Source organism: Sinomonas sp. ASV322, assembly GCF_030908245.1.
In the GTDB taxonomy this organism is placed as follows: domain Bacteria; phylum Actinomycetota; class Actinomycetes; order Actinomycetales; family Micrococcaceae; genus Sinomonas.
The window spans coordinates 64,994-88,650 of the sequence record NZ_JAVFJJ010000010.1 but is presented as its reverse complement, the minus strand read 5'-3'; the positions used below and the strand labels follow the sequence as shown (position 1 = coordinate 88,650).

General features: G+C 68.7%; 24 protein-coding genes. 12 read left to right on the top strand and 12 right to left on the bottom strand.

Annotated features, from left to right (window positions below; genetic code table 11):
* Positions 1-6: 6 nt before the first annotated feature.
* Genes RBS12_RS14090 through RBS12_RS14075 form a run of 4 tightly spaced genes read right to left on the bottom strand, consistent with a single transcriptional unit; the run spans position 7 to position 4,252 of the window.
* Complete coding sequence (locus tag RBS12_RS14090; RefSeq protein WP_307966751.1) at positions 7-1,197, bottom strand: ABC transporter substrate-binding protein; 1,191 nt, start codon at positions 1,195-1,197, stop codon at positions 7-9.
* A 54-nt stretch (positions 1,198-1,251) separates the two neighbouring features.
* Complete coding sequence (locus RBS12_RS14085; RefSeq protein WP_307966750.1) at positions 1,252-2,121, bottom strand: ABC transporter permease; 870 nt, start codon at positions 2,119-2,121, stop codon at positions 1,252-1,254.
* Positions 2,121-2,888 (bottom strand): ABC transporter ATP-binding protein, encoded by a 768-nt coding sequence (locus tag RBS12_RS14080; protein WP_307966749.1) that lies wholly within the window; start codon positions 2,886-2,888, stop codon positions 2,121-2,123. The genes RBS12_RS14085 and RBS12_RS14080 overlap by 1 nt, the downstream gene beginning before the upstream one ends.
* An 11-nt stretch (positions 2,889-2,899) precedes the next feature.
* A complete protein-coding gene (locus RBS12_RS14075; RefSeq protein ID WP_307966748.1) occupies positions 2,900-4,252 on the bottom strand; it encodes an amidohydrolase family protein in 1,353 nt (450 codons plus the stop codon).
* Positions 4,253-4,406: 154 nt separating this feature from the next.
* On the opposite strand from RBS12_RS14075, the gene RBS12_RS14070 reads away from it, so the two are divergent.
* The 4 genes from RBS12_RS14070 to RBS12_RS14055 all read left to right on the top strand — a co-directional run bounded on the left by RBS12_RS14070 (position 4,407) and on the right by RBS12_RS14055 (position 8,044).
* Positions 4,407-5,147 carry an XRE family transcriptional regulator gene (locus tag RBS12_RS14070; RefSeq protein ID WP_307966746.1) on the top strand — a complete coding sequence of 247 codons (741 nt, stop codon included), beginning with the start codon at positions 4,407-4,409 and terminating at the stop codon, positions 5,145-5,147.
* A complete protein-coding gene (locus tag RBS12_RS14065; protein ID WP_307966745.1) occupies positions 5,144-6,100 on the top strand; it encodes a PDR/VanB family oxidoreductase in 957 nt (318 codons plus the stop codon). The genes RBS12_RS14070 and RBS12_RS14065 overlap by 4 nt, the downstream gene beginning before the upstream one ends.
* A gap of 46 nt (positions 6,101-6,146) precedes the next feature.
* A complete protein-coding gene (locus RBS12_RS14060; RefSeq protein WP_307966744.1) occupies positions 6,147-7,499 on the top strand; it encodes an amidohydrolase family protein in 1,353 nt (450 codons plus the stop codon).
* 83 nt (positions 7,500-7,582) lie between these two features.
* Positions 7,583-8,044: an SRPBCC family protein gene (locus RBS12_RS14055; protein ID WP_307966743.1), complete on the top strand. Its 462-nt coding sequence runs from the start codon at positions 7,583-7,585 to the stop codon at positions 8,042-8,044.
* A 470-nt stretch (positions 8,045-8,514) separates the two neighbouring features.
* On the opposite strand, the gene RBS12_RS14050 is transcribed toward RBS12_RS14055, so the two are convergent.
* Complete coding sequence (locus tag RBS12_RS14050) at positions 8,515-8,715, bottom strand: hypothetical protein (protein WP_307966789.1); 201 nt, start codon at positions 8,713-8,715, stop codon at positions 8,515-8,517.
* Between the two features lie 481 nt (positions 8,716-9,196).
* On the opposite strand from RBS12_RS14050, the gene RBS12_RS14045 reads away from it, so the two are divergent.
* The gene (locus RBS12_RS14045) at positions 9,197-9,475 is read left to right on the top strand and encodes an antibiotic biosynthesis monooxygenase (protein WP_307966742.1); all 279 of its coding nucleotides are present in this window, start codon (positions 9,197-9,199) and stop codon (positions 9,473-9,475) included.
* Positions 9,476-10,098: 623 nt separating this feature from the next.
* Here the strand turns inward: RBS12_RS14045 and RBS12_RS14040 are convergent.
* Complete coding sequence (locus tag RBS12_RS14040) at positions 10,099-10,683, bottom strand: TetR/AcrR family transcriptional regulator (RefSeq protein ID WP_307966741.1); 585 nt, start codon at positions 10,681-10,683, stop codon at positions 10,099-10,101.
* Between the two features lie 205 nt (positions 10,684-10,888).
* Here RBS12_RS14040 and RBS12_RS14035 point away from each other — a divergent pair, with 205 nt between their 5' ends.
* Together RBS12_RS14035 and RBS12_RS14030 are read left to right on the top strand one after the other, a co-directional pair.
* Positions 10,889-12,271: an FAD-linked oxidase C-terminal domain-containing protein gene (locus RBS12_RS14035; RefSeq protein WP_307966740.1), complete on the top strand. Its 1,383-nt coding sequence runs from the start codon at positions 10,889-10,891 to the stop codon at positions 12,269-12,271.
* 83 nt (positions 12,272-12,354) lie between these two features.
* Positions 12,355-12,714, top strand: a complete 360-nt coding sequence (locus tag RBS12_RS14030) for a zinc ribbon domain-containing protein YjdM (protein WP_307966739.1) — start codon at positions 12,355-12,357, stop codon at positions 12,712-12,714.
* A 35-nt stretch (positions 12,715-12,749) separates the two neighbouring features.
* On the opposite strand, the gene RBS12_RS14025 is transcribed toward RBS12_RS14030, so the two are convergent.
* Entirely contained in the window at positions 12,750-12,887 is a 138-nt protein-coding gene (locus RBS12_RS14025; RefSeq protein WP_307966738.1) for a hypothetical protein, read from the bottom strand.
* 383 nt (positions 12,888-13,270) lie between these two features.
* Between RBS12_RS14025 and RBS12_RS14020 the strand changes: the two genes are divergently transcribed.
* Both RBS12_RS14020 and RBS12_RS14015 read left to right on the top strand, forming a co-directional pair.
* Positions 13,271-14,707, top strand: a complete 1,437-nt coding sequence (locus RBS12_RS14020; protein WP_307966737.1) for an SPFH domain-containing protein — start codon at positions 13,271-13,273, stop codon at positions 14,705-14,707.
* Positions 14,708-14,715: 8 nt separating this feature from the next.
* On the top strand, positions 14,716-14,955 hold the full coding sequence (locus tag RBS12_RS14015) for a hypothetical protein (RefSeq protein ID WP_307966736.1): 240 nt from the start codon (positions 14,716-14,718) through the stop codon (positions 14,953-14,955).
* A 53-nt stretch (positions 14,956-15,008) separates the two neighbouring features.
* Here RBS12_RS14015 and RBS12_RS14010 read toward each other — a convergent pair whose 3' ends face one another.
* Together RBS12_RS14010 and ald are read right to left on the bottom strand one after the other, a co-directional pair.
* Positions 15,009-15,581: an NAD(P)H-dependent oxidoreductase gene (locus RBS12_RS14010; RefSeq protein ID WP_307966735.1), complete on the bottom strand. Its 573-nt coding sequence runs from the start codon at positions 15,579-15,581 to the stop codon at positions 15,009-15,011.
* A gap of 400 nt (positions 15,582-15,981) precedes the next feature.
* Positions 15,982-17,100 carry an alanine dehydrogenase gene (ald, locus tag RBS12_RS14005; protein ID WP_307966734.1) on the bottom strand — a complete coding sequence of 373 codons (1,119 nt, stop codon included), beginning with the start codon at positions 17,098-17,100 and terminating at the stop codon, positions 15,982-15,984.
* A 237-nt stretch (positions 17,101-17,337) separates the two neighbouring features.
* On the opposite strand from ald, the gene RBS12_RS14000 reads away from it, so the two are divergent.
* Positions 17,338-18,534, top strand: coding sequence for a helix-turn-helix domain-containing protein (locus RBS12_RS14000; RefSeq protein WP_307966733.1), 1,197 nt, complete (start codon positions 17,338-17,340; stop codon positions 18,532-18,534).
* A gap of 81 nt (positions 18,535-18,615) precedes the next feature.
* On the opposite strand, the gene RBS12_RS13995 is transcribed toward RBS12_RS14000, so the two are convergent.
* A complete protein-coding gene (locus tag RBS12_RS13995; protein ID WP_307966732.1) occupies positions 18,616-19,020 on the bottom strand; it encodes an excisionase family DNA-binding protein in 405 nt (134 codons plus the stop codon).
* A gap of 282 nt (positions 19,021-19,302) precedes the next feature.
* Here RBS12_RS13995 and RBS12_RS13990 point away from each other — a divergent pair, with 282 nt between their 5' ends.
* Positions 19,303-19,725, top strand: a complete 423-nt coding sequence (locus tag RBS12_RS13990) for a DUF4190 domain-containing protein (RefSeq protein WP_307966731.1) — start codon at positions 19,303-19,305, stop codon at positions 19,723-19,725.
* A gap of 73 nt (positions 19,726-19,798) precedes the next feature.
* Here the strand turns inward: RBS12_RS13990 and cycA are convergent, their stop codons facing one another.
* Positions 19,799-21,280 (bottom strand): D-serine/D-alanine/glycine transporter, encoded by a 1,482-nt coding sequence (gene cycA / locus RBS12_RS13985; protein ID WP_307966730.1) that lies wholly within the window; start codon positions 21,278-21,280, stop codon positions 19,799-19,801.
* A 191-nt stretch (positions 21,281-21,471) separates the two neighbouring features.
* Between cycA and RBS12_RS13980 the strand changes: the two genes are divergently transcribed.
* Entirely contained in the window at positions 21,472-21,687 is a 216-nt protein-coding gene (locus tag RBS12_RS13980) for a hypothetical protein (protein ID WP_307966729.1), read from the top strand.
* Between the two features lie 288 nt (positions 21,688-21,975).
* On the opposite strand, the gene RBS12_RS13975 is transcribed toward RBS12_RS13980, so the two are convergent.
* On the bottom strand, positions 21,976-23,634 hold the full coding sequence (locus RBS12_RS13975; RefSeq protein ID WP_373886525.1) for an MDR family MFS transporter: 1,659 nt from the start codon (positions 23,632-23,634) through the stop codon (positions 21,976-21,978).
* Between the last annotated feature and the right edge of the window lie 23 nt (positions 23,635-23,657).

Here is a 23,657-nt window from a genome sequence, read left to right as displayed (position 1 = left end):
TCCTTCTTAGAAGCCGAAGCCGATGCTCGGGTCGAGGAACTGGTTTGTCACGAGGTCGCTTGCCGCGAGACCGCTCTTGACGTGACCGCCCGCCTTGTCGAAGATCGGCGCCGCGATCTTGATGAGGTCGGAGACGCGCTTCTCATCCATCGTGCCGACGTGGCCGCTGCCGGCGTCCGTCGCGATCTTGAGGTCCTTCATCTGGGCGACGGCGGCCTTGCCGACCTCGGCGTCGTACGTCCAGCCGTTGTTGTAGGCCTGGACGAGCTTGACGATGAGGTCGTTCGTCGCCGTCGGGTTCTTGATGAAGTCGACGTCGGCCTGCTGCATGACCGGTACGAGCTTCTTGAGGCACGGCGAGAGCGAGGCGAGGTCGGAGCTGCGGACGGACATCGTCTCGGGGTACGGGGACCATCCGGTGTCCGCGACGAGCTGGAACTTGAGCGGCTTGCCCCACGCCGCGACCTCGTTCTGGTAGACGTACGGCTCAGCGGTCGCGAAGCCCTGCTGCGCGTCCTTGCCCTTGGCGGTCACGAACTTCGCAGGCGTGCCGTCGTAGCTTCCGTCGAGGACGCCCTGGGGCAGGTAGCCCGCCTGGGAGAGGTACGTCATGTAGGCGGCGCCGTTGAAGTACCGCACCACACCGCCGTTGGACGAGAGCTTCGAGCCGAGGTCCTTGATCGTGGAGACGTCCGGGTACGTCTTCGGGTCCCACATGACCATCATGGGCGACTTGTTGTTCTCGGCGAACACCGCCGTCGTCGGCATATTGCCGGAGAACTCGATCGCCTCGTCGGTCGAGACATAGCCCAGGGTGATCGACTTGTCCTGGGCCATCTGCGCCGAGACGGTCGAGAAGCCGATGGCCGGGCCGCCGGCGCGGACCTCGAGCTTGACGCCAGTCGCCTTGCCGTTCGCGTAGAGGTCGCCGGTGACGGACTTCTTGTTGGCGTCGATCGTCGGGTTGGGGCCGAGCAGCTGGTAGACGTGCCCGTGGTCGGATTCGGGGTTCCAGTCGGTCTGGACGACGACGGTCGCGGGGCACACGCCGGAGAGGTCGACGGCGGGGCCGGTCGCCGTCGACGTCGTGGCCTTCGCGGCGGAGTCGGCGGTGCCGCTCCCGCCGCAGCCTGTGAGGGCGACGGCGAGGGCGGTCACGGCCGTGGCGACGGCGGCAACACGGGATCGAGTGCGCATGGGTGCTCCGTTTCTGCGGGTGGGTGGGTGGGAAGGCGGTGGGGGGAAGTACAGCTAGCTGAAGTCGAACCAGCGGCCGACGGCGAGGCGACCGATGAGCCCGAAGACGAGGAACACGGCGATCCCGTAGAGCGACGCGATGATGATGGTCGCGTACAGCTCAGGCCCCATGAGCCGTGAGGCCGTGACCTGGATGAGGACGCCGAGGCCGGGGTTTCCGCGCTGGAAGAACTGGTCCCCGACGATGGCCCCGATGACGGACAGGCCCGCGGACGTGCGCAGGCCCACGAAGATCGAGGGGAGCGCGGCCGGGAGCTGCAGCTTGAGGAGGCGCGTGAAGGGCGAGGCGCCCTGCAGCGCGAACAGCTCGCGCTGGGCGTGGTCCGCTGCTTGGAGGCCGAAGAGCGTGTTCGAGACCATGGGGAACAGCGCGATCATGACCGTGACGATCACGCGGGAGACGAAGTCGTACCCGAAGAGCGCCCCGATGAGCGGCACGAGCGCGAGGATCGGCACGCATTGGAGCACGACGGCGTACGGATACAGCGCCTTCTCGAGGCCCTTGGCCTGGGCCATGACCGTGGCCCACAGGACGCCGATGACGATCGCGACCGCGAGGCCCGTGAGCGAGACGACCGTAGTGCGTCCGAGCGACGCCCACAGGTCGGGGTTGAAGCTCGTCGGGGCGCCATCGGGGCGGGTGTCGTGGATCATCGCCGCGAACACGAGGTGTGGGTACGGGACGAGATAGGGGAGCTGGACCTGTTGGTCGTAGTACGCGGCTGCGGCGTACCAGAGCCCGACGAACACGGCGAAGGCGACGGCGGGCTGCCACCACGACGTTGGCTTGCGGGGGCGCCGACGCGTGAGCGTGGACGTCGCCGCGGCGTTCCGGCGCGCAGCGGCTTCCTGGAGCGTTGCCATCAGCGGTGCCCCTCTCGGAGTGCGTGGGAGACTTCGCCGACGAGCTCGGCGAACTCGGGAGTGAAGCGGATGTCGGGATCGCGCGGCATCGGGAACGGGACGTCGAAGCGATGGACGACGGCGCCCGGTCGCCCGGACATGACGATCACCTTGGTCGAGAGGTAGACGGCTTCGGAGACCGAGTGGGTGATGAAGAGCCCCGCGAAGCGCTGTTCGACGAAGAGCCGCAGGAGCTCGTCGTTGAGGCGCTCGCGCGTGATCTCGTCGAGAGCCCCGAACGGTTCGTCGAAGAGGAACAGCTCAGGGTCGAGCGTGAGGGACCGGGCGAGCGAGACGCGCATCTTCATGCCGCCCGAGAGCTGCTTGGGGAGGTGCTTCTCGAACCCCGCGAGGCCCACGAGCCCGATCGCGGCAGCTGCCTTCGCGGCCCGCTCGGCTTTGGAGGCCTTGTGGAGTTCCGCGAGCAGCTCGACATTGCCCTGCACCGAGCGCCACGGCAGGAGGGTCGCGTCCTGGAAGACGTAGCCGATGCGGCTTGCGCCGACGTCCACGGTGCCGCTCGAGGCCGATTCGAGGCCCGATGCGATCCGCAGGAGCGTCGACTTGCCGCATCCACTCGGCCCGACGATCGTGACGAACTCGCCGCGGTCCACCGTGAGGTCGACGCCGCTCAGCGCGACGGTGCCGTTGGGAAAGACGAGTTCGACATCGCGGAAGTCCAGGAGCGTCGAGACCGCCGTGGGCGGTGGCGCGGTCAGGGTGGACATGGGGGTCTCCTTCAGGACGCGGGGACGGCGGTCGGGACGCGTGCGGGGAACGCGGCCGCGGGATGCGGTGAGATTCCGCCCATGGCGCTCGCCGTCGTCGTCCGTGTGGGGACGGCGGGGAGCTCGCGCCGCAGTTCGGTGGCCGCGACGATCCGGCCGCGGTGGACGACGATGCGGTCGGCCGGCGCGCCCGCGATCGCCTCGGTGAGGTTCGCGGCGCGGATCGCCAGGAAGTCGGCCTGCTCGCCGACCTCCGTTCCGGCCGGCGGGAGCCCCATGACGGATCGCGCGCCGTCGCTCACGAGCCCGTACGCCTCGTCCGGCGAGAGGTGCCCCGCCGTGACGAGGAGCGAGGCCGTCTCGAGCGCGTCGCCGCGGCCCACGGGGTTGAACGGGTCGCGGACATTGTCCGCGCCGGCCCCGAGCCGGACCCCCGCGTCGATGAGTTCGCGCAGCGGGGCGAGGCCACGCGGCATGGAGACGGGGTGCTCCCAGCCCTGGAGGTAGAGGTTGGTGATGGGCAGGGTGACGATGCCGACGTCTGAGGCCCTGACGTCCGCGATGATCTGGTCCCGCCGATCGGTGTCGAGCGTGCCGAGGCGCACGCAGTGCCCCGCGGTGCGCGGGCGGTCGCGCGGCCAGCCGCGCACCGCGCGGGCGAAGGCGTCGAGGGTCACCGGGCCGAACAGGCTCTCATCCGTATGGAGGTCGACGCCGATCCCGCGCCATTCGGCGATGGCGAGCAACCGGGCGAGATCCGCTGAGGGGTCCGGCGCGAGGTGCGGAGCTCCGCCCACGAGGTCGACGCCGAGGTCGAGAACCGCCTCGACGTGGCGGTCCGGGGCCTGCGGGCCCGCGAGGGCCACGAGTTCGAGGTCGATGAGCCCCGCGAGTTCCTCGCGGACCTGCACGAGGGCGCGGGCCCCGCGCGTTGCCTTCTCGATGCTCGCGCGGGCGTGCGCCGGGCCGTCCACGCCCAGTACGTCAACGTGGGAGCGGATGGCCGTGATGCCTGCGGCGAGCATCGCGAGCGCCTGCGTCCGGGCGCGCTCGGCGATCGATTCGACCGTCATCGTCGCGGTGTGCGCGCGCCACGCCGCGATGGCCGACGGAAGGTCGCCGAGCGGCGGGAGGATGCGGTCGAAGCTGAGGGCCTTGTCGAGATGCGCGTGCGGCTCGGCCGGCGCAGGCAGGAGCAGCCATCCCGTGAGGTCGAGGCTCGATTCGGGGTCTCGGGGACCTAGCCCGCCCGCCGGCACGGACTCCTTCACAAGACCGGAGCCGATCGCGAGGTCCACGACGCGCCCGTCCGCAAGCGTCGCATTGCGCACCGCGGTGACCGGGCGGGGGAGCGAGTTCGTCATGGAATCCTCCGAAGGGCGGGGGTGTCACGGCATCGTGCGGGCGATAGAATGTTGATCTCATCAACATCGTTGATGCTACGGAGTCGAGGTTTCCCATGTGTAAAGTCCCGATTTCTCTTTGTTTCCCTTGCGAGTCAGTTCTGGGACGGCGGCTGTGAACGTCAAGTCGCCGGCCAATCCGGCCCGTTCCGGAGGGTCTGAAGCGCTCGGTGAGCCGGCGCCGTCGGGCGTCGTGCCTGAAGTGCTCGGTGAGCCGGCGCCGTCGGCTGGCGCGCCCTCTCTGCATGTCGAGCCGGCGCCGTCGCGCGTCGTGGACGAGCAGGCAGAGCGCATCGGCAGTCGCATCCGGCAGATGCGGCGGTCACGGGGCCTCACGCTCGTCCAGCTCGCTGAGCGCACGGGTCTCTCGCATCCGTTCCTGAGCCAGCTCGAACGCGGGCACACGCGCCCGAGCATGGTCTCGCTCGACCGCATCGCCGCCGCCCTCGGCACCACCCAGGTGCAGCTTCTCGCCGCCGGGGATCCGGCGCAGGGCGGCGTGACCGACGGCGCGCCCGACGTCCTGCGCGCCGGCGAGGGCGCGCGCAGCGAGTTCCCGAACGGCGAGGTGAGGCTGCTCGCGCGCGGGCAGCTGGCCTTCGACCCCATCGAATGGCGCGGCGCCAACACAGACCTCGGCGACTATTTCCGCCACCCCGAAGACGAGTTCATCTACGTCATCAGCGGTTCGATCCTGCTCGACCTCGATCGCGAGGGGACCGTTCGCCTGGATCCGGGGGACTCCGTCTACTACCGCGGAGGCACCTCGCACCGCTGGTGCTCGCCCGACGGATCGCCCTACCACCTCGTCGTCGTGAAACAGAAGCCCGAAGCCACGTCCCTGGAGGATGAATGATCGACTCCCCGTCCCACACTGAACACGACGTCGTCGTGGCGTCGAAACGCGCCGTCGCGGACGGCGTCGTCGTTCTCGATCTGGCCGCCGCGCACGGCGGTGACCTTCCCGCGTGGCGGCCCGGCGCGCACATCGACCTCGTCCTGCCGAGCGGCGAGGAACGCCAGTATTCGCTGTGCGGGCCGCTCGACGACGCGGAGTGGCGCGTCGCCGTGCTGCGTGAGGACGCCGGCCGAGGCGGCTCGGCGTTCGTCCACGACGGCCTCGTCGCCGGGACCCCGCTGCGAGCCCGCGGCCCCCTCAACCATTTCGAGTTCCAGCCCGGCGTGCCCGCGCTCTTCATCGCGGGAGGCATCGGGATCACACCGATCCTGCCCATGATCGAGGCGGCCGAAGCAAGCGGAACGCCGTGGCGCCTCGTCTACGCCGGGCGTTCTCTCGCGTCGATGGCCTTCGCCGAGGACCTCGAGCGCGCGCATCCCGGGAAGGTCGAGCTGTGGGTGAGCGGCGTGGGAATGCGGCTCGACCTCGACGAGCTGCTCGGGCAGCCCGTGGCGGGAGCCGCGGTGTACTGCTGCGGGCCGGCGCGGCTCATGGACGCCGTGGAATCGGCCATGGGGGCCTGGCCCCACGGGTCGCTGCGCATGGAGCGCTTCGCGCCCAAGGACCTCGGCGCGACGGTCGATGTTTCGTTCGAGGTTGAGCTCGCGCTCTCGGGGCAGACGCTCGCGGTGCCGAGCGACCGCTCGATCCTCGACGTCGCCGAGGAGGCCGGGGTGCTTGTGCTCTCGTCGTGCCGCGAGGGCACGTGCGGGACGTGCGAGACCGTGATTCTTGAAGGGGCGGCCGACCACCGGGACTCGATCCTGAGCGAGGACGAGCAGGCCGCGAATCGGAGCATGATGATCTGCGTCTCCCGCTCGCGCGGCGGGAAGCTCGTGCTCGAGCTGTAGGCCGCACGGAAACAAGCCCGTCACAACTCGTTGCTATAACCAGCTCATGCTCACGATCACGTCCGCCGAGCGCATCTTCGCGGATTCGTCCGCGCTACGCGGCTCGTCCGCAGAACACGGCTCGTTCGCTGAGAGAAGCGGCGATCTCACCCTCGACGACGGTTCCCCGCGCCGGACGGTGCTCGATGCCTCGGGCTGCGTCGTCACGCCGGGGCTCGTCAACGCACACCACCACCTCCTGCAGAGCGCGTTCCGCACGCTGCCCGGGACGCGAGGGGTCGCGATGGCGGACTGGCTGCCCGCGATGGCGTCCGCGTACGCGCGCGTGGGCCACGACCCGGACGCGTACGCCGTTGCGGCTTCCGTGGGCGCCGCCGAGAGCCTCCTGTGTGGCGTGACGACCATCGCGGATCACCACCTGAATTGGCCGCACGGGGTCCCGATCTCGGATGCGGTCGCCTTGGCGCGTGCGACGGCCGACGCCGTCCGGTCCCTCGGCGCGCGGCTCGCCTTCGTGAGGGGCTCGGCGAGGGACGATCCCGAGTGGGCGGGTGAGTCCGCCGAGGCGATCGCGACCGCGATCGTCCCGGACGGAGCCGGCGGCGTGCGTCCCGGCGGGGTGAGCGCCGACGGGATGATCCAGGTCGCCGTCGGCCCCGCCGGCGTGCACTCCGATTCGCGTGAGACCTATGCCGCGCTCGGAGCCGTCGCGGCCCGTTACGGCCTTCGCCGCCGAACGCAGGCCAACGAGCAGGTGGACACCGCGATCGCGTTCGAGCGCTACGGGCGGCGCCCGCTCGAGCTCCTCGACGAATGGGGTTGGCTCGAGCCAGACGTCACCATTGCCCATTTGTGCGACGTCACGCCCGCGGAGATTTCCCTGCTGGCGCGCGCTGGCGTGAGCGCGACGCATGCGCCGGGCTGCGACGTGCCCATGGGCTGGGGCGTCGCGCCGGTTGCGGCCCTGCTCGGGGCGGGCGTCGTCGTCGGCCTCGGAACGAGCGGCGGGGGAAGCAACGACGCGGGGCATCTCCTCGCCGACGCGCGGCTCGCGATGCAAGTCTCGGGCCTCGTGGGGCCGCAGCTCCCCGCGCGGACCGTGCTCGGCATGGCCACCGCAGGTTCCGCCGCTGGGCTCGGGCGCCCCGAGCTTGGGCATCTCAGCCCGGGTTCGGCGGGCGATCTGTGCGTATGGGACGTCTCCGGGGCAGCCGATGCGGGCGTCCACGACCCGATCGGCGGGCTCCTGTGGGCCTCGCCGGGTCGGCGGCCGAAGCATGTGGTAGTCGGGGGTCGGGTCGTGGTGCGCGACTACCGCCTCACGATGGCCGATGAGGCCGAGATCGTGGCGCGCCTGCTCAGTCGCCTGGCCCGAACCCCGGCCGTGTCGCCGTCGTAGGCTCGTGGCGGCGGACGTCGAGGCACGGCGCGGCGACGATGCCGATCGTTCTCACCCGGCGGCGCGCGCCCTACCATGAGGGCATGTCTGCCTTCACGATCACTCGTAGCGCCTTCATCCCCGCTCCGCCGGAGCAGATCTTCCCGCACATCAACAGCTTCCACAACTGGACGTCGTGGTCGCCGTGGGAGGACCTCGACCCCACGCTCGAGCGAGCCTATTCCGGCCCGGAATCCGGCGTCGGGGCCCAATACGCCTGGCAGGGCAATCGCAAGGTCGGGTCTGGTCGCATGGAGATCGTCGAATCGACCGAGCCCAGCCGCGTCGCCCTCCGGCTCGAATTCCTCAAGCCGTGGAAGGCGGTCAACCCCACGTCCTTCACGCTCGAGCCCCAATCCGGTGGCACGCGCGTGACATGGACGATGACGGGCGAGAACCGCGGCGTCGCGCAGATCTTCGCGCTCTTCATGAACATGGACAAGATGGTCGGCAAGGACTTCGAAAAGGGCCTCGCCCGGCTGTCGCAGGTCGCGACGACCGTATGACCGCCACCTCGTGTGGGGTCACCCTGGGTGGCTCCATCCGCGGGACATGACCCATGAACGGCGCTGCACCCGCGCGATGTGACCCCTGAAGGAAGGGGGCCGGAGGGACGACGGCGGCCCGCGAGGGGGCGTACGCGGACCGCCGCCAGCTTGTGGTCACCGAGGGGAAGCGATGCTGGCGAGGTGCAGGGCGGTTCTGCCGAGCCATGTGCTCGGCGTCTCGCGTCGCGCCATCTTGTTGCTGCCATGCTCATCCCCCACGTGAAAGCTGCAGTTAGAAGTGACGCTAGACGATTTCGCCGGAGTTGTCACGCCCGGCGGCGCCAGCGACCGGGGTTGCGCTGCTCGGGGGAGGCCCGACCCGCGTTCCTATCCGTTTGTTCGGCCGGCCGATCGCGCCCCGCGGCGACACGCCGCGTTCCCGACTGATTGGGAAAGTGCAACCGGTCAGGAACGCGGCATGCCCCCGCTCAATCCGCCAGATCGCCCGCCGCGAGCCGCTCGACGACCTCGGTCAGCACGGCAACCCCGGCCACGAGGTCCTCGTCCCGCGTGAACTCGGCCTCGTTGTGCGAGATGCCGTCGACGCTCGGCACGCCCGAGGCGGCCTCCGCCGTCGTCGGCCCCGCCGAGGAATCCGACGCCGCCGAGCCTGAGCTGCTCCGCCGCATTTGCGCGGGGGAGCCGCTTGAGAGCCTGCTTGCGGTCTAGGCCTGGAACGACGGCCACTCGAGTTCGCGACACATGCCTACGGTCGGAGCCAGACTGCCGGTCGGATCCTGCGCACCGAGCCGCAGCGATCTGGGCTGGAGGTCCGGGTCGCCGCCCCATTCGCCCGACTTCTTGACGGTCCAAGATGTCGTTGTTGAGGAAAGCGGCCCGGCGGGGCCGGAGGCCGCTGGTCCGGAGGGGTTCTTGCTCAAAAAATACTCCCGGTGTCAGTCGAAAGAGGGCTCGTAGGGCCCAGCCGCCGCACCCCAATGCCCGAAGCGGTTGGGCCCTACGAGACGATCATCCCAAGGATGAACGCTCGTGGGACGGATTTGGGCGAATCCTGCGGTTATCTTTGGCGAGAACTCGGATGGCTGCGTTCCGAATCGGTTCATCCTCTAGGGCAGGTGAGGTCCACGGGTAATGCGAGAAGATGGCTCGATGACTGAAATTCGTCTCCATGGACTGCTCGTGTGCCGCGACGACAACGACATTGCCGTCGTCGTCGACCATCTTGAACGTCATATCGCGCTCACGCGCGCCGAAAATGGCTGTGTCTCTTTTTGCGTGACCCCCACCGATGACCCGTTGGTATGGCAGGTTGAGGAATTGTTCCGCGACGCCGGGGCATTCAAAGCCCACCAAGACCGAGTCGCGAGCAGCGAATGGGGACGTGCCACGGCTGGGATCGAGCGCCGCTACACGATCGAGGGGCTCTGACCCTCGCTGGGCGAGCATCCGCCAACGACTCGTGACCGCCTTGTTGGCGGGAGTAAGTGTCTGACAGGCTGATCCTGTTCCCCGCGAGTGGTCGCGTGTGTCAAGGGACGACGCCGAGGACGAGTTTTGACTGGCATCCGGAGTGGTTCCGCGGCACTTTCGCGCTGACGCTGCATCGCTGTGTCGGCGCATCCGCCGATAGTCCGGGAGCACACCTGGTCCTCGCCCGCATCGGGGCCGCGCTCCGGGTCAGCCCCGCGGCGTCGTTCGTCCTGGCCGCGGGGACGGGTGCCGCCGGCGCCGCTATCCGCGCTCTCGGGAGCGGGGTGCCCGGCCGCGTCCGCGTGCATGTCTATGAGACCGGCAGCATTGTGTACGGCTTCTGGCGGGAGCCGCGGGAGCCCGGTGGATCGCGCGGCTCCACGAGCTCACGGGCGTGGACCTCTCCGTGCCCGAGCAAGCTGCGCGCGTGCTCGTCGAGTGGGCTTGAGGGCGCTCCGGCCCGGCATCCCGCGCTCCAGTCCACTTCTAGGCCCGCATCTGCCGTTTTGGACGGGACACGCCGAGCCCGCGGCTGATTGGGAAAGAACAACCGGGAAGCGGCGCGGGCCGCGTCGACGCGGTTACCGCGTGATTCCCGCGATTGCCGCGTCGAGGGCCGCGCGCTGTCGGTCCGGGGAATACGACTCGGGGTCGGCCACGCTCAGGGTGTTGAGCCCATCCATGAGCCCGACGAGCTGCACCGCGGCCGTCCTCGCAGCGTCGGCATTGAGCCTGGGTCGGCATGCTTGGACGAGGCGCGTGACCCTCTCGAGGAAGAATCGGTTGCCTGCCACATGAACTTCGCATAGCTCACGGTCCCCGATGCACTCCACGAGGAAACTCACCCAGACGCGGGCCTCGTCGTGGCCTTCGGCCGTCGTCGTGAGCATGGCGAGGAGCACGTCGCGCAGCACCGCGCGCGGCTCTCCGCCCCTGGTCTCGATGGCGTCGGCACGGGAGTTGGCGCGTTCGTGCAGGAGCTGCCTCGCATGGAGCAGGAGCGCGCGCTTGTTGGGGAACGCGTGGAGCACGAGGCCGGTTGTGCAGCCGGCCCTCTCGGCGACGGCCCGGAGCGTGAGCGCTGACAGGCCGCCCTCGGCCAGAACCTGCCATGTCGCGGCCGAAAGTCGGGCGCGCTGCCCTTCGACGTCCCGTGTCCGTGCCATGTTCCGCCTCCTTCGCGGGTTCGCTTGCGCCCCGATCGTAACATCCGTTACCGTAACAAGTGTTACGGGTGCTCCGCCCGCGCTCCAACCCACTTCTTGGTCTGCTTGCGCCGATTCAGGCGTGACACGCCGAGTTCGAGACCGATTGGGAAACGACAACCGGACCGGAGCGCGAACAGACATCGACCATCGTGCAAGGAGCCCCATGACCGCGAGCCCGACTAACAGCGTGCTGCCCGCCCTCGAAGGCGCCATCGGCGCCTCGAAGGTCAGCGCGGCGCGCGAGGTCCTCGAGGAGTACAGCCACGACCTGGGCCCCATCGAGGCCGCGGCCGTCCCGCTCGCGGTCGTCTTCGCGGAATCGGTCGAGGACGTTCAGGCCACGGTGCGCGCGTGCGCCGCGGCGGGCACGCGGATCGTCCCGCGCGGCGCGGGCTCGGGGCTCTCAGGCGCGGCGCACGCCATCGAGAATTCGATCATCCTGAGCTTCGAACGGATGAACCGCATCCTTGAGATCCGCCCCGACGACGAGGTCGCCGTCGTCGAACCCGGCGTCATCAACGCGGACCTCAACGCGGCCGCCGCCGAACACGGGCTCATGTACGCACCCGACCCCGCAAGCCACGGCTTCTCGACGATCGGCGGCAACATCGGCACGAACGCGGGTGGTCTCCGGTGCGCAAAGTATGGGGTGACGCGCGACTCGGTGCTGGGCCTCGACGTCGTGCTCGCGGACGGAACCCTCGTCCGCGTCGGCCGGGGCACGTTCAAGGGCGTCGCAGGCTACGACCTCACGGGACTCCTCGTCGGCTCGGAGGGAACTCTCGGGATCGTCGTCGCGGCGACCGTCCGTCTGCGCTACCTTCCCGTCGCCGTGCGGACCATCGCCGCGTTCTACGCGGACTTTGCGTCGGCGGCGGCGGGGGTTCTCGCCGTCGGGCGCGCCCGCGTGCAGCCGGCCATCATGGAGCTCATGGATGCCGGGTCGCTCGCCGACGCCGATCGGCTCAACGGCTCCGACCTCCTGTCGCGGGGGCGCGCCCTTCTGCTCATCCAGACCGACGGCTTCGGCGCGGAGCCTGAGGCCGAGGTTGTGCGGAGAGTTCTGGCCGAGACGGGTGCGGCGTTGCTCGACGACGACCCCGAGGAAGCCGAACGCCTCGTCTTCCTGAGGCGCAACAGTCGGGGCATTGGGCAGGACAGCCAGTTCCGCGTGGGCGAGGACGTTGCGGTCCCGCGCTCGCGCCTCGTGGATTACGTGCACGAGCTCGAGCGCATGGCCGCGGAGCACCGCGTGGACGTCAAGGTCGTGGCCCACGCGGGCGACGGCAATCTGCACCCCGAGTTCTCGGTCGATCCGGGCTCGCCGGACCTCGCCGAGGCCGTGACCCGGCTCAACGAGGCGCTCGACGAATCGATCGACGTCGCCCTCGCCATGGGCGGTACGATCACCGGCGAGCACGGGGTCGGCTCGTTCAAGCTCCGTTGGCTCCCGCTCGAGCAGTCCGAGCGGCTGCGCGACCTTCAGCACCGCATCAAGGACGTCTTCGACCCGCACGGAATCCTGAACCCCGGCAAGGCGGTGTGAAGGGCGGGCAAGCAGACGACGGCGGGCGCGCACCCGCCGTCGTCCGTCCGCTCGCGCCGGGGCATGCCGGATATCCTGACAGGGTGAGCGAAACCCTTCCCCCGTGCCCCCAATGCGGCAGCGAATACACCTACGAGAACGGCGCGCTGCTCGTGTGCCCCATGTGCGCGCATGAGTGGGAGGCGGTCGCGGAAGGCTCCGAGGAGAGCGGCGGCGAGGGCGCGCACGAGATCAAGGACGCCGTCGGCAACGTTCTGAGCGACGGTGACACGGTGACCGTCGTCAAGAACCTCAAGGTCAAGGGCAGCTCCCTCGTCATCAAGGCGGGGACGAAGGTGCGCAATATCCGGCTCGTCGACGGCGTGGGCGACCACGACATCGACTGCAAGATCGACGGTGTCGGTCCGATGCAGCTCAAGTCGTCTGTGGTCAAGAAGGCCTAGCCCCTCTAAGGGCAGTCCAGGTTCGACGGCGCGAATCAGTCCTCGTCGGGGCCTTCGGCCGGCTCTTCGGAGTGGGCGCGGATTTCGGTCGTGTCGAGATCGGTGTCACCCTCCGCGGGTGCCTCGCTGTGGACGCGGTCCTCGTCGTTTTCGATTCCTGAGAACGCTGCCATGGGGGAATCGCCTCGATTCTTTCGCGTTGGTGGCCTTTGTCCCCACAAACCAGCCTAGGACCGCGCGTCGCGGCTGGCCATGGCCCGCGCGGCGGGGTTACGTGAGGCTCTCCCCACGTCCAGGGGTCACGTCCCGTCGGTCGCAACCCACGGAACGTGACCCCCGGATGCGTGGGTCAGTTCCAGCTGGGCTTGAGGTGCCAGGCCTCCGGGCTGTCGGGCGTTGCCGCGCGGTCTTCCTCGTCCCTTGGTCACCAGACCTCCAGCGCAGGCTGCCTCCTGCGGGACCCGTTCGGCCAACACAAATCGCTGGACTATCGGAACGGACCACAGCAGACTGACTACACGAGACCCCCGAGTGCTTGCGGTTGAAAGGACAGTCAATGCTCGACCTCTTGGTCTACTTGCCCATTCTTGTGACTCTGGTGGGCGTCGTCGCCGCTGTTGCCGTCATCAGGCTGCTCATCACATTGATGTGGAAAGTGGCGGAACCGAACGAGGCGCTGATCATTTCGGGCCTGACCCGGGGAAATGCGGACACCACCGACGGCATGGACTTCAAGATCGTCACCGGGAAGGGCGCGCTGGTGGTTCCCGGACTCCAGACGGTCAGGACTTTGTCGCTCACCCTCAACGAAACAGAGCTTCAGGTCAACTGCGTGACCTCGCAAGGGATTCAGGTGATCGTGGAGGGCGTAGTCATCTACAAGATTGGCGACTCTGCACCCTTCATTGCGAATGCGGCGAGGAGGTTTCTCGGCCAGCAGCCAAAAATGGAAAGCCAGGTCTACAACGTTTTCGAGGGCCACCTGCGTTCGATCATTGGCAGCATGACCATGGAAGAAATCATCCGGGAGCGCGACAAGCTCGCCTCTTTGGTCCGCAGTGCAAGTGGCACGGAAATGGAGAAGCTCGGCCTCGTGGTCGATTCTCTCCAAATAAAGGACCTGCAGGACCCCACGGGCTACATCCAAAACCTGGCCAAGCCGCATATCGCGCAGGTCAAGATGGAAGCCCGGATTGCCGAGGCGACGAGGAACCGCGAAGCCGCGGAAAAGGAGGCAGAAGCTGCCGCGCAGATCGCCGATGCCCAGAGCCTTTCCGCGATCAGGCAATCCGCGGCCCAGGCCAACGCGGAGACGGCCAAGGCCAACGCCGCTCAGGCAGGCCCGCTGGCCGAGGCCACGGCGCGGCAGCAAGTCGTGGTCCAAGAGACCGAGGTCGCGAAGCTGGAGGCCGACCGCGAGGAGCAGAAGCTGCAGACGTCCATCCGCAAGCCCGCCGACGCCAAAGCCTATGCCCTGCGTACCGAGGCGGAAGCCCAGAAGGCCGCTGACATCAGTGCGTCCGAGGCGCGGGCACGCCGCACGGAACTCGAGGCCCAGGCGAATGCCCGCAAAGTGGAGGTCGAAGCGCAGGCCAACGCCACTGCCGCGGCAGCCATGGCGGGGGCCACCAAGGTCACGGGTGAAGCAGAAGCGGCTGCGACGAAGGCACGCGGTGACGCCGCAGCCTCCGCCATCAAGGCAAAGTCCTTGGCCGAGGCGGACGGCATCAAGGCGCGCGCCGAAGCGCTCGGAGCCAACCAAGAAGCAGTCATCTCCCAGCAGCTTGCCGAGAATATGCCCGCGATCGTGGCCGCCGCTGCTGAGCCCTTTGCCCACGTCGATCAGCTGACGGTCCTGAACGGCGGCGAAGGGCTCAATAGCATGGTGGGCGGGATCTTGGCGCAGGTCGGCAATTTCCTGCCGTCGATCACAGGGGCGCTCAAGAACGGCAAGGTGGCGCCGTCGCGCCCCACGAAAGCTCCCGAGGCATAGCGACCCCGATGCACAAGGATGTCGACCGTAGCCTGACCGGCAAGATCGGTCGGGTGACGGGGCGGATCGGGCCGGGCACGGTGGGAGAAGTGATGTTGCCCTTCCATGGCGGCACGAGCGCCTTTCACGCGCACCCCTTCGACAAGACCAGCGTGTTCAACGTGGGTGATCAGGTGCTGGTCATCTACTACGAACCGCCGCAGACGGTTTTCGTTGAGGAACTGCCGGATGTGCTGAGGGAAGCTTAAAAGAGTCACGTCCCGGGGCCGGGACCCACGGGACGTGATTCGTGAATGAAGAGTTAGTTCGCGGCCGCGACCTCGGCCAGCTGCGCAGCCGCGAGGGTCGCGACCACGCCGCGAATGCCCTCGACGACCTCGGCGTCGTCCTTGGGCTCAACACCGGCGAAGCGCTGGAACGAGCCGCCGACGGCGAGCTTCGCGTCGTCGAGGACCGTCGCGCCGGCGACCTTGAGCGACTTGCGGATGTCGTCGTGGCTCCACAGGCCGCCGAACTGGCCGGCCGACGTGCCGATGACGGCGGCGAACGTGCCGACCGCGGCACCCTGGCCGAACGGGCGCGAGATCCAGTCGATCGCGTTGTTGAGGACGGCCGGCATCGTGCCGTTGTACTCGGGGGAGACGAAGAGCACGCCATCGGCGGCGGCGACCGCGGCGCGGAGCTCGGCGGCCTTGGCCGGGACCTTGCCCTCGACGTCGAGGTCCTCGTTGTAGAACGGGATTTCCTCGAGCCCTGCGAACGTCGTGATCGCCGTGCCCTCGGGTGCCGTCTCGGCGGCGATCTGGGCGAACTTGCTGTTCACGGACTCAGCACGCAGGCTGCCGACGAGGGTCAGGATGGTCTTCTCGGCCACAGGGCTCTCCTTGTTGACTTGTGATCACGCCGTCGTCGGCGTTTCTGTGAAGTGTCAACTAAATTGGGAGGCCTGCCCATTCCGTTCGGCTATGTGAGCTTCGTCACGGCGCGGTCTTGGGCGCGCCGGCGGGGCGCATTTCCGCCGCTTGACCGCGTTTCAGCCGGGCAGGACCCCCGCCGATACGGGCTACCCCCGCCAATGCAGCCAACCCCCTTCGCCGACGCCGGACGACGACGGCGCTCGCGTTCCGCCGTCGTCGTCGGTGCTGCTGCGCCGTCCAGGGGTCACCTCCCGCGGGTGCGGCGCCGTTTGGAAGTCACGTCCCGCGGGCGCGACCTACAGGACGTGACCCCTGAACGGCTCGGGACCCGCGGAACGTGACTCTTGAACGGGTGGCCTACGCGGTGACGAGCCCGTGCCAGTCGTTCGCGAGGGGGAGGCCGTGCGCCTCCGAGACGGAGCGGTTCGTGACCCGGCCGCCCGCGACGTTGAGGCCCTGCGCGAGCGCGGGGTTCCTCTCGAACGCCGTCTCGACCCCGAGGTCAGCGAGCTGCACGGCGTAACGGAGCGTGACGTTCGTGAGCGCGTAGGTCGACGTGTTCGGCACGGCGCCCGGCATGTTCGCGACGCAGTAGAAGATCGAGTTGTGGACCCGGAACGTCGGGTCCTGGTGCGTCGTGGGGTGCGAGTCCTCGAAGCAGCCGCCCTGGTCGATCGCGATGTCGACGAGGACCGAGCCCGGCTTCATGCGGGATACGAGCTCGTTGGTGACGAGCTTCGGCGCCTTCGCGCCCGGGACGAGGACCGAGCCGATCACAAGGTCCGCCTCGACGAGGGACTTCTCGATCTCGTACTTGTTGGACGCGACGGTCTTGAGGCGACTGCCGTAGAGGGCGTCGAGCTCCTGGAGCCGCGCGATGTTGATGTCGAGGATGGTCACGTCAGCGCCGAGGCCCATCGCGACGACCGCCGCGTTCGTCCCCGCGACGCCCGCGCCCAGCACGACGACCTTCGCGGGCCGCACGCCCGGAACGCCGCCGAGCAGCACGCCCTTGCCGCCGTTCGGGGCGAGCAGGGACTGCGCCCCGACCTGCACGGAGAGGCGGCCGGCGACCTCGGACATGGGTGCGAGGAGCGGGAGTGTGCGGCCTTCCTGGACCGTCTCGTACGCGATGGCCGTGACGCCCGCGTCGAGGAGCGCACGCGTGAGCGCGGGCTCGGCGGCGAGGTGGAGGTACGTGAAGAGGATGAGCCCCTTGCGGAAGTAGTGGTACTCCGCGGCGATCGGCTCCTTGACCTTCATGACCATGTCCGCGCGCGCCCAGACATCCGCGGCATCCTCGACGAGTTCGGCCCCCGCCACGCGGTATTCGTCGTCAGTGATGCCCGAGCCGAGCCCCGCCCCGCCCTCGACGAGCACCGTGTGCCCGCGGGACACGAATTCGTGCACGCCCGCGGCCGTGATGGCCACGCGGAACTCGTTGTTCTTGATCTCCTGGGGGACTCCGATGATCATTTGTCGTCTCCGTTGCTCGAGGCCCTCGTAGGGCCGCTCCTCGTGGTGCTGTCCGGGGGCTTCCGCGGCGCTTCCAGCGTAGGCATGCTGTGAGCCAAGCAACAGCGCTCTCGAGCGCCCTGTGGAGGTGAGATCCCCGGAATTCCGGGGATTCCGCCGTCGGGCATTAGACAGATGTCGCACGTTGGAGCGGCAAATGTCCCCTGCTGTGCGGGCGGTCGCCGTATGCTGGAAGGCATGCGCGAAGGGGTCGAGGAACTCGTCGAGAAGGCCGCCCAGAAGCTTGGCCGAGGGCTCTCAGTCGAGGACCTCGACGGGCTGCTCGTCGCCTATTCGTCGAACCAGGCCCATGCCGATCCCGTGCGCGTGAACTTCCTGCTCAGCAAGCGCGTGCCCGCTGACGTGAGCGCGTGGCAGCTCTCGCACGGGATCGCGACGGCGGTGCGCCCCGTCGCGGTGCCGCCGAACCCCGGGCTCGGGATGTACGGGCGCGTGTGCGTCCCGCTGCTCGTGCGCGGCTTCCGCGTCGGCTACCTGTGGGTCCAGCAGGAACCCGACGAGCAGAGCGCGACGGCGATCCTTGCGGCGCTGCCGAGCGTGCGGCTCGAGATCGAGCTCATCGCAGGGCTCCTGCTGGACTCGAACACGGCGGCGTCTGCTCATCGGCGCGAGCGCGAATCGACGTTCCTCGCCGCGGCGCGCGGAGATAGGGCCGCGCTCTCGGAGATCGCGGGCTGGCGCGAGGTCCACGGGCACGCGCCGTGGCAGGTCGCGACACTCCTCGATCCCGCCGGCGTGAACCCCGCGGACCCCCAGGCCGCCGTTGTCGCCACGAGCACGGCGGCGATGCTCGCGACGGCGGGCATCGACCCGGCCCTGTTCACGGCGGGAGCGGACACACACGCCGTCGTCCTCTTTATCCATTCGACCGGCCGGGCCAGCCACGCCGCCGTCCTGACCCACTACGAACGCGAGCTCGCGAAGCGCTCGGGCCGCCCCGCCGGGCGCGTCCTGGTCGGGATCAGTGAGCCGTTCACGTCGCTGCGGGGACTCCCCGAGGCGTACGCGCAGTCGAAGATCGCGGCGCAGGCAGCCGCTGTCGACGAGGCCCTCGGGGAGCTCGTCGACGTGAGATCCGTGGGCGCCTACCAGCTCATGGCCGCGCTCGACTCAGAGCCCTCGAGCGTCTTCGCGGATCTCCTCGAGGAGGAAGACCGGACGGGTGAGCTCCTGCCCGTCCTGGAGGAGCTCTACGACAGCGACGGCGCCGTCCAGGCCGTGGCCGACAGGCTGCACGTCCATCGCTCGACCGTGTACCACCGGATCGCCCGCGTGCGGAAGCTGCTGGGCGCGGATCCGCTGGGCGGGCGCGTGCGGCAGGAGCTGCATCTCGCGCTCAAGGCGCGCCGCTGGGCCGGGCGCCCGCGGATCTGACGTGGGCACGCGTTACGCGAGATTCGGCCACGCGTCCACCGTTCCGGAAGCGTGGCCTGATCTCGCCCGATGCGTGGCCATTCAGGCCGTTGCGGGGTCGGACCCTTCCCCGCGCTTTTGCTGCGCCGTTTTCTGTGTGGCGACCCACGCGAGCACGTCCTCGCGCCGGATCCGGCGGTGCGTCCCGCGGTACTCGACGGGCCAGGTGCCCACGTCCGTCAGCTTCCGCACGTACGAATGGCTGATCCCCGCGAGTTCGGCTGCCTGTGCGACCGTCAGGATGTCCTCGGCGCTGCTCACCGTCACGGACTCGCCGCGCGAGAGCCGTGCGAGGAGGTCCAGGACGGCGTCGCGGGCCGGGTCGGGGAGCCGATAGGCCGTTCCGTCGGCGAAGACCGTGACATCCCCCGCGGCGAGGGCCCGGCGCACGTCGTCGGCGTCTTCGGGGCTGAGGGCGGGCGCGGTGCGCGGGGCGAAGCGGGTCATGCGGTTCAGGGTAGCCAATTGCGGGGGCCACGGGTCCGGTTCCTCGCGTCGCGGTCTCACCAGTTTTCGAGCGCACGACGGCGCGGCGCGCCGCCGCTTTCGGGTGACACGCCGCGCCCGGCCGCCAGACGCTGGTGAGACTCCCGCGGCGAGGCGGACCGTCGGCCGGGCGCCCGGGAGACGCGAGGATCGGCCGCGACTAAGATGCGGTGTCGGGGGATACGAACAGGCGAGAGCACCGGTCGCATCCTTCGTTTGCACCATCGAGAGGGAAGCAGAACCGTGAGCCACACGCCCCAGCAGCCGAACCCGTATGGCCAGGCTCCCTACGGCCAACAGCCCCAGAGCCCTTACGGCCAGGCGCCCCAGAGCCCCTACGGCCAACAGCACCAAGGCGCCCAGTCGCCGTCGTACGCCCAGCCCGCTCCGGGCTACGTGGTGCTCGTTCCCCAGCCCAAGGGTGCTTCCATCGCCTCGATGGTCCTTGGGATCGTGAGTATCTTCTTCGGCTGGACCTTCCTCGCACCGACGATCGGGTTCGTTCTCGGAATCGTGGGGCTCCGCCGTGAGCCTGCGGGGCGGGGAATGGCGGTGGCTGGCCTGATCCTCAACGGGATCATGCTTGTGGGCTGGGTCCTGCTCATCCTGGTCGTGTTCGGGGTCTTTGGTGCACTCATCGGCGCCGGGATGGGCTACTCGCATTGACCGCAGCCTGGTTGCGCCGTCACATCCGGTGGGTGGGCACCCTGCGGATGTGACGGCGAAACGGGGGGCCGCCTTAGACGGCCGGCGTCGCTTCGCGCTCCCGCAGTGCCTCGCCGTGCGCCGCGATCCGTGCTTGGTGCACCGGCGAGCGGCGCAGCACGAGCCACGCGACCGTCAGGATCGCGAACCAGAGCGGAGTGACGAGGAGCGCGGTGAGCGTATCGGGCTGGGTCGTGAGCGCCCAGACGAGGAACGCGAAGAACGCGTACGTGACCCACACCATGGCCGGCCCGCCCGGCATCTTGTACGTCGAGGCCGCGTGCAGCTCCGGCCGGCGCTTCCGGTAGACGAGGTAGCTCGCGAGGATGATCGACCACACGAACATGAAGCACACCGCGGAGACGGTCGTCACCATGTCGAACGCTGTGCCGATGTCCTTGCCGGCGTAGAGCAGCACGACGCCGGCGAGAAGCAGCACGCACGAAAGGAACAGCGCGTTCTGCGGCACCTTCCGCGACGACAGCCGGCCGAAGAACGACGGCGCGTCCCCCTCCTGCGCGAGGCCGAACACCATCCGGGACGTCGAGTAGATGCCCGAGTTGGCGCTCGACATGGCCGACGTCAGCACCACGAGGTTCACAAGCGTTGCGGCGGCGCCAAGCCCCGCGAGGGAGAACATGCCGATGAACGGCGAGTGTCCGGCCTTGAACTCGGTCCACGGCGTGACGGACATGAGGATGACGAGCGCGCCGACGTAGAACAGTCCCACGCGCACGGGGATCGCGTTGATGGCTTTGGGCAGGTTCTTCTCGGGGGACTTCGTTTCGGCGGCAGCGGTGCCGACGAGCTCGATGCCCACGAACGCGAACACGGCGATCTGGAAGCCGGCCACGAATCCCATGAACTCCTTCGGGAACAGGCCGCCGTGCTGCCACAGGTTCCCGAAGCTCGCGGAGCCGGCGGGGGAGTGGAAGCCGGAGAAGATCATCACGAGGCCCGTGACGATGAGCGCGGTGATGGCCACGATCTTGATGAGCGCGAACCAGAATTCGACCTCGCCGAACGCCTTGACCGTGGGGAGGTTGAGCGCGAGGAGGACGAGGATCGTCGCGACGCCCGGAATCCACAGCGGGACGCCGGGCCAGAGGGTGTCCGCGTACCCGGCAATCGCGACGACATCGGCCACGCCCGTCACGACCCAGCAGAACCAGTACGTCCAGCCCGTGAAGAACGCGGCCCACGGGCCCAGGAGGTCGCCCGCGAAGTCGCTGAACGTCTTGTAGTTGAGGTTGCTCAGCAGCAGCTCGCCCATGGCCCGCATGACGAAGAAGAGCATGAAGCCGATGATCATGTACACGAAGATCACGGACGGTCCGGCCACGGAGATCGTCTTTCCGGACCCCATGAACAGGCCCGTGCCGATGGCCCCGCCGATGGCGAGGAGCTGGATGTGGCGGTTGGAGAGGCCGCGGCTGAGGTGCGGTTCGCTGTGCTGCCCGGTGGGGTGCGTCGTCGGACCCTCTGAGGCAGCTCCCGGTGGTATGAGCTTAGTCATAGTGCTAAGGCCTTTGTGGTGGTGGGGAAAATGTGATGCCCGTAACAGGGCACTGCCTAGCCTACCGCTACCTTCAGACCGGTTCTGCCGAACAAGCTGCCATCGTTGGTTGGCCCATTTGCTGTCGGACCGGGGTTGTGCCTTAAACTAAACGTTCCGACATTTGACTTGACCACGGAAGGAGCGTGCGCATGTCCCCCGATGTGCACCATCACCGTAGCCTGCGTGTCGTCGTCGACCATGCCCGCGAGCTCGACGACATCCTCGGCTCGGCAATTGAAAGGCTGCAGCGGACTGCGGCGGCCAACCCCTGCTGCGGCATCCTCGTCACGCGCGAGGCTGCCGGCGAATACGTTGTCGCGCACGATGAGAGTGTCCCCTACGGACTCACCCATCAACGCGCGTAGAGGCTGAAGCGACCGGCCCCCAGCGGCCGCATCAGGCGCCCCGGCGTCAAGCCGGGCGCGCAGCGCCACAAAACGCGGCGCGGGGCGCCTTCCCTTACGGTAGGCGCCCCGCGCCGTTGCTTTCTCTCCAGAATCCCCCTGCGCGCGGGCCGGTCGCCTGTGGGCCGCGCTCCAGCCCGGTTGTGCTTTCCCAATCACTCGAGCCGCGACGCGTCGCGGCTCAACACGGCTTGGGCGGCCTGAGAAACGGGCTGGAGCGCAGTGCTGCTGCCGTGCTTGCGGCCGCGCCTACGCCGCGGCCGGCTCCTCGAGGGCAGCCTTCGGATCGCGCAGCTTCGCGTTCGGGAGGGCGAGTGTGATGAGGAACGCGACGAAGACGAGGGCCGCCGCGGTGAGCATCACGCCGTCGACCGCCTGCGAGAAACCGTCCCTGATGGGATGCGTGAGCACGGCGTTCGCGTTCTTGAGCCAGCTCGTGTCGTTGAGGTTGTCCGAGCCGAGGCCGCCCGCGCTGCCCTTGAAGAGATCGAAGAGCGGCTTGTTCGTGGGATCGGCCAGCACGGCGGGATCACGCATCGTGCGGACGAAGTCCGCTTGGGTTACGGCGTCCTTCATGGCCGAGGTGATCTTGTCCGCTGCGAGGCTGAACAGCATCGAGATGAACACGGCGGTTCCGACGGCGCCCCCCATCGATCTGAAGAAGGCTGCCGTGGACGTCCCCACGCCCATGTCCTGGGGCGGGACCGACGTCTGCATCGCGAGGACGAGCGGCTGCATGCAGCAGCCCAGGCCCATCCCGAAGAACACCGCGACGACGCCCGGGACCCACAGGGGCGAGTCCACCGTGAGGACGAGCCCCATGGTCACCGAGGCACCCGTGAGCAGGAGCGTGCCGATCATGGGGAAGATCTTGAACGTGCCGGTCTTCGAGATCGTGCGGCCCGCGATGATGGACGCGGACATGATCCCGACGGTGAACGTGATCATGAGGAGACCCGCCTCGGTCGGCGTGAGGCCCTTCACCAGCTGGAGGTACATCGGAAGCATCGCGATGGCACCGAACATCCCCACACCGATGATGAAGTTGAGCACCGCCGAGAGGCTGAACTGTGCGCTCTTGAAGAGCCGCAGGGGGATGAGGGCGTAGTCGCCCGCGCGCTTCTCGAACCACACGAAGAGCGCGAGGCCCGCTGCCCCGATCGCGTAGCACGCGATCGAGCTGGCCGAGCCCCAGCCCCAGCCGCGGCCCTGCTCGGCGACGAGGAGCAGCGGCACGAGGCCGATCGTGATCGCAGCGGCCCCGAGGTAGTCGATCCGCTGCCGGGTGTGGCGGACCGGCAGGTGCAGGAACAGGAACACGGTGGCGAGCGCCGCGATGCCGACGGGGACGTTGACATAGAAGACCCAGCGCCAGCCGGTGATCCACAGGATCTGGTCGGCGCCCGCAAACGCCCCGCCGATGACGGGGCCGAGCACGGACGAGACGCCGAACACGGACATGAAGTAGCCCTGGTACTTCGAGCGCTCGGAGAGCGGCACGATGTCGCCGATGATCGCGAGCGCGAGGGCCATGAGGCCGCCCGCGCCGAGGCCCTGGATGCCGCGGGCCACGGCGAGCTCGCCCATCGAATGCACGGAGCCGGCGAAGACCGAACCTCCGAGGAAGATCGCGATCGCGGCGATGTAGAGGGGGCGGCGGCCGAAGATGTCGGAGAGCTTGCCGTAGAGCGGCGTGCTCACGGTCGAGGTGATGAGGTAGGCCGTCGTGGCCCAGGCCTGGAGGCTCAGCCCGTCGAGGTCGTTTGCAACGGTGTAGATCGCCGTCGAGACGATCGTCTGGTCGAGCGAGGCGAGGAACATGCCGAGCATGAGCCCCGTCATGACGCCGGTGATCTGGCGTCTGGACAGTGCGCCCGAGGGCGCGGAGGGTGCTGCGCTGTGAGACACGAAAGGCTCCAGGAAGTCGCGGG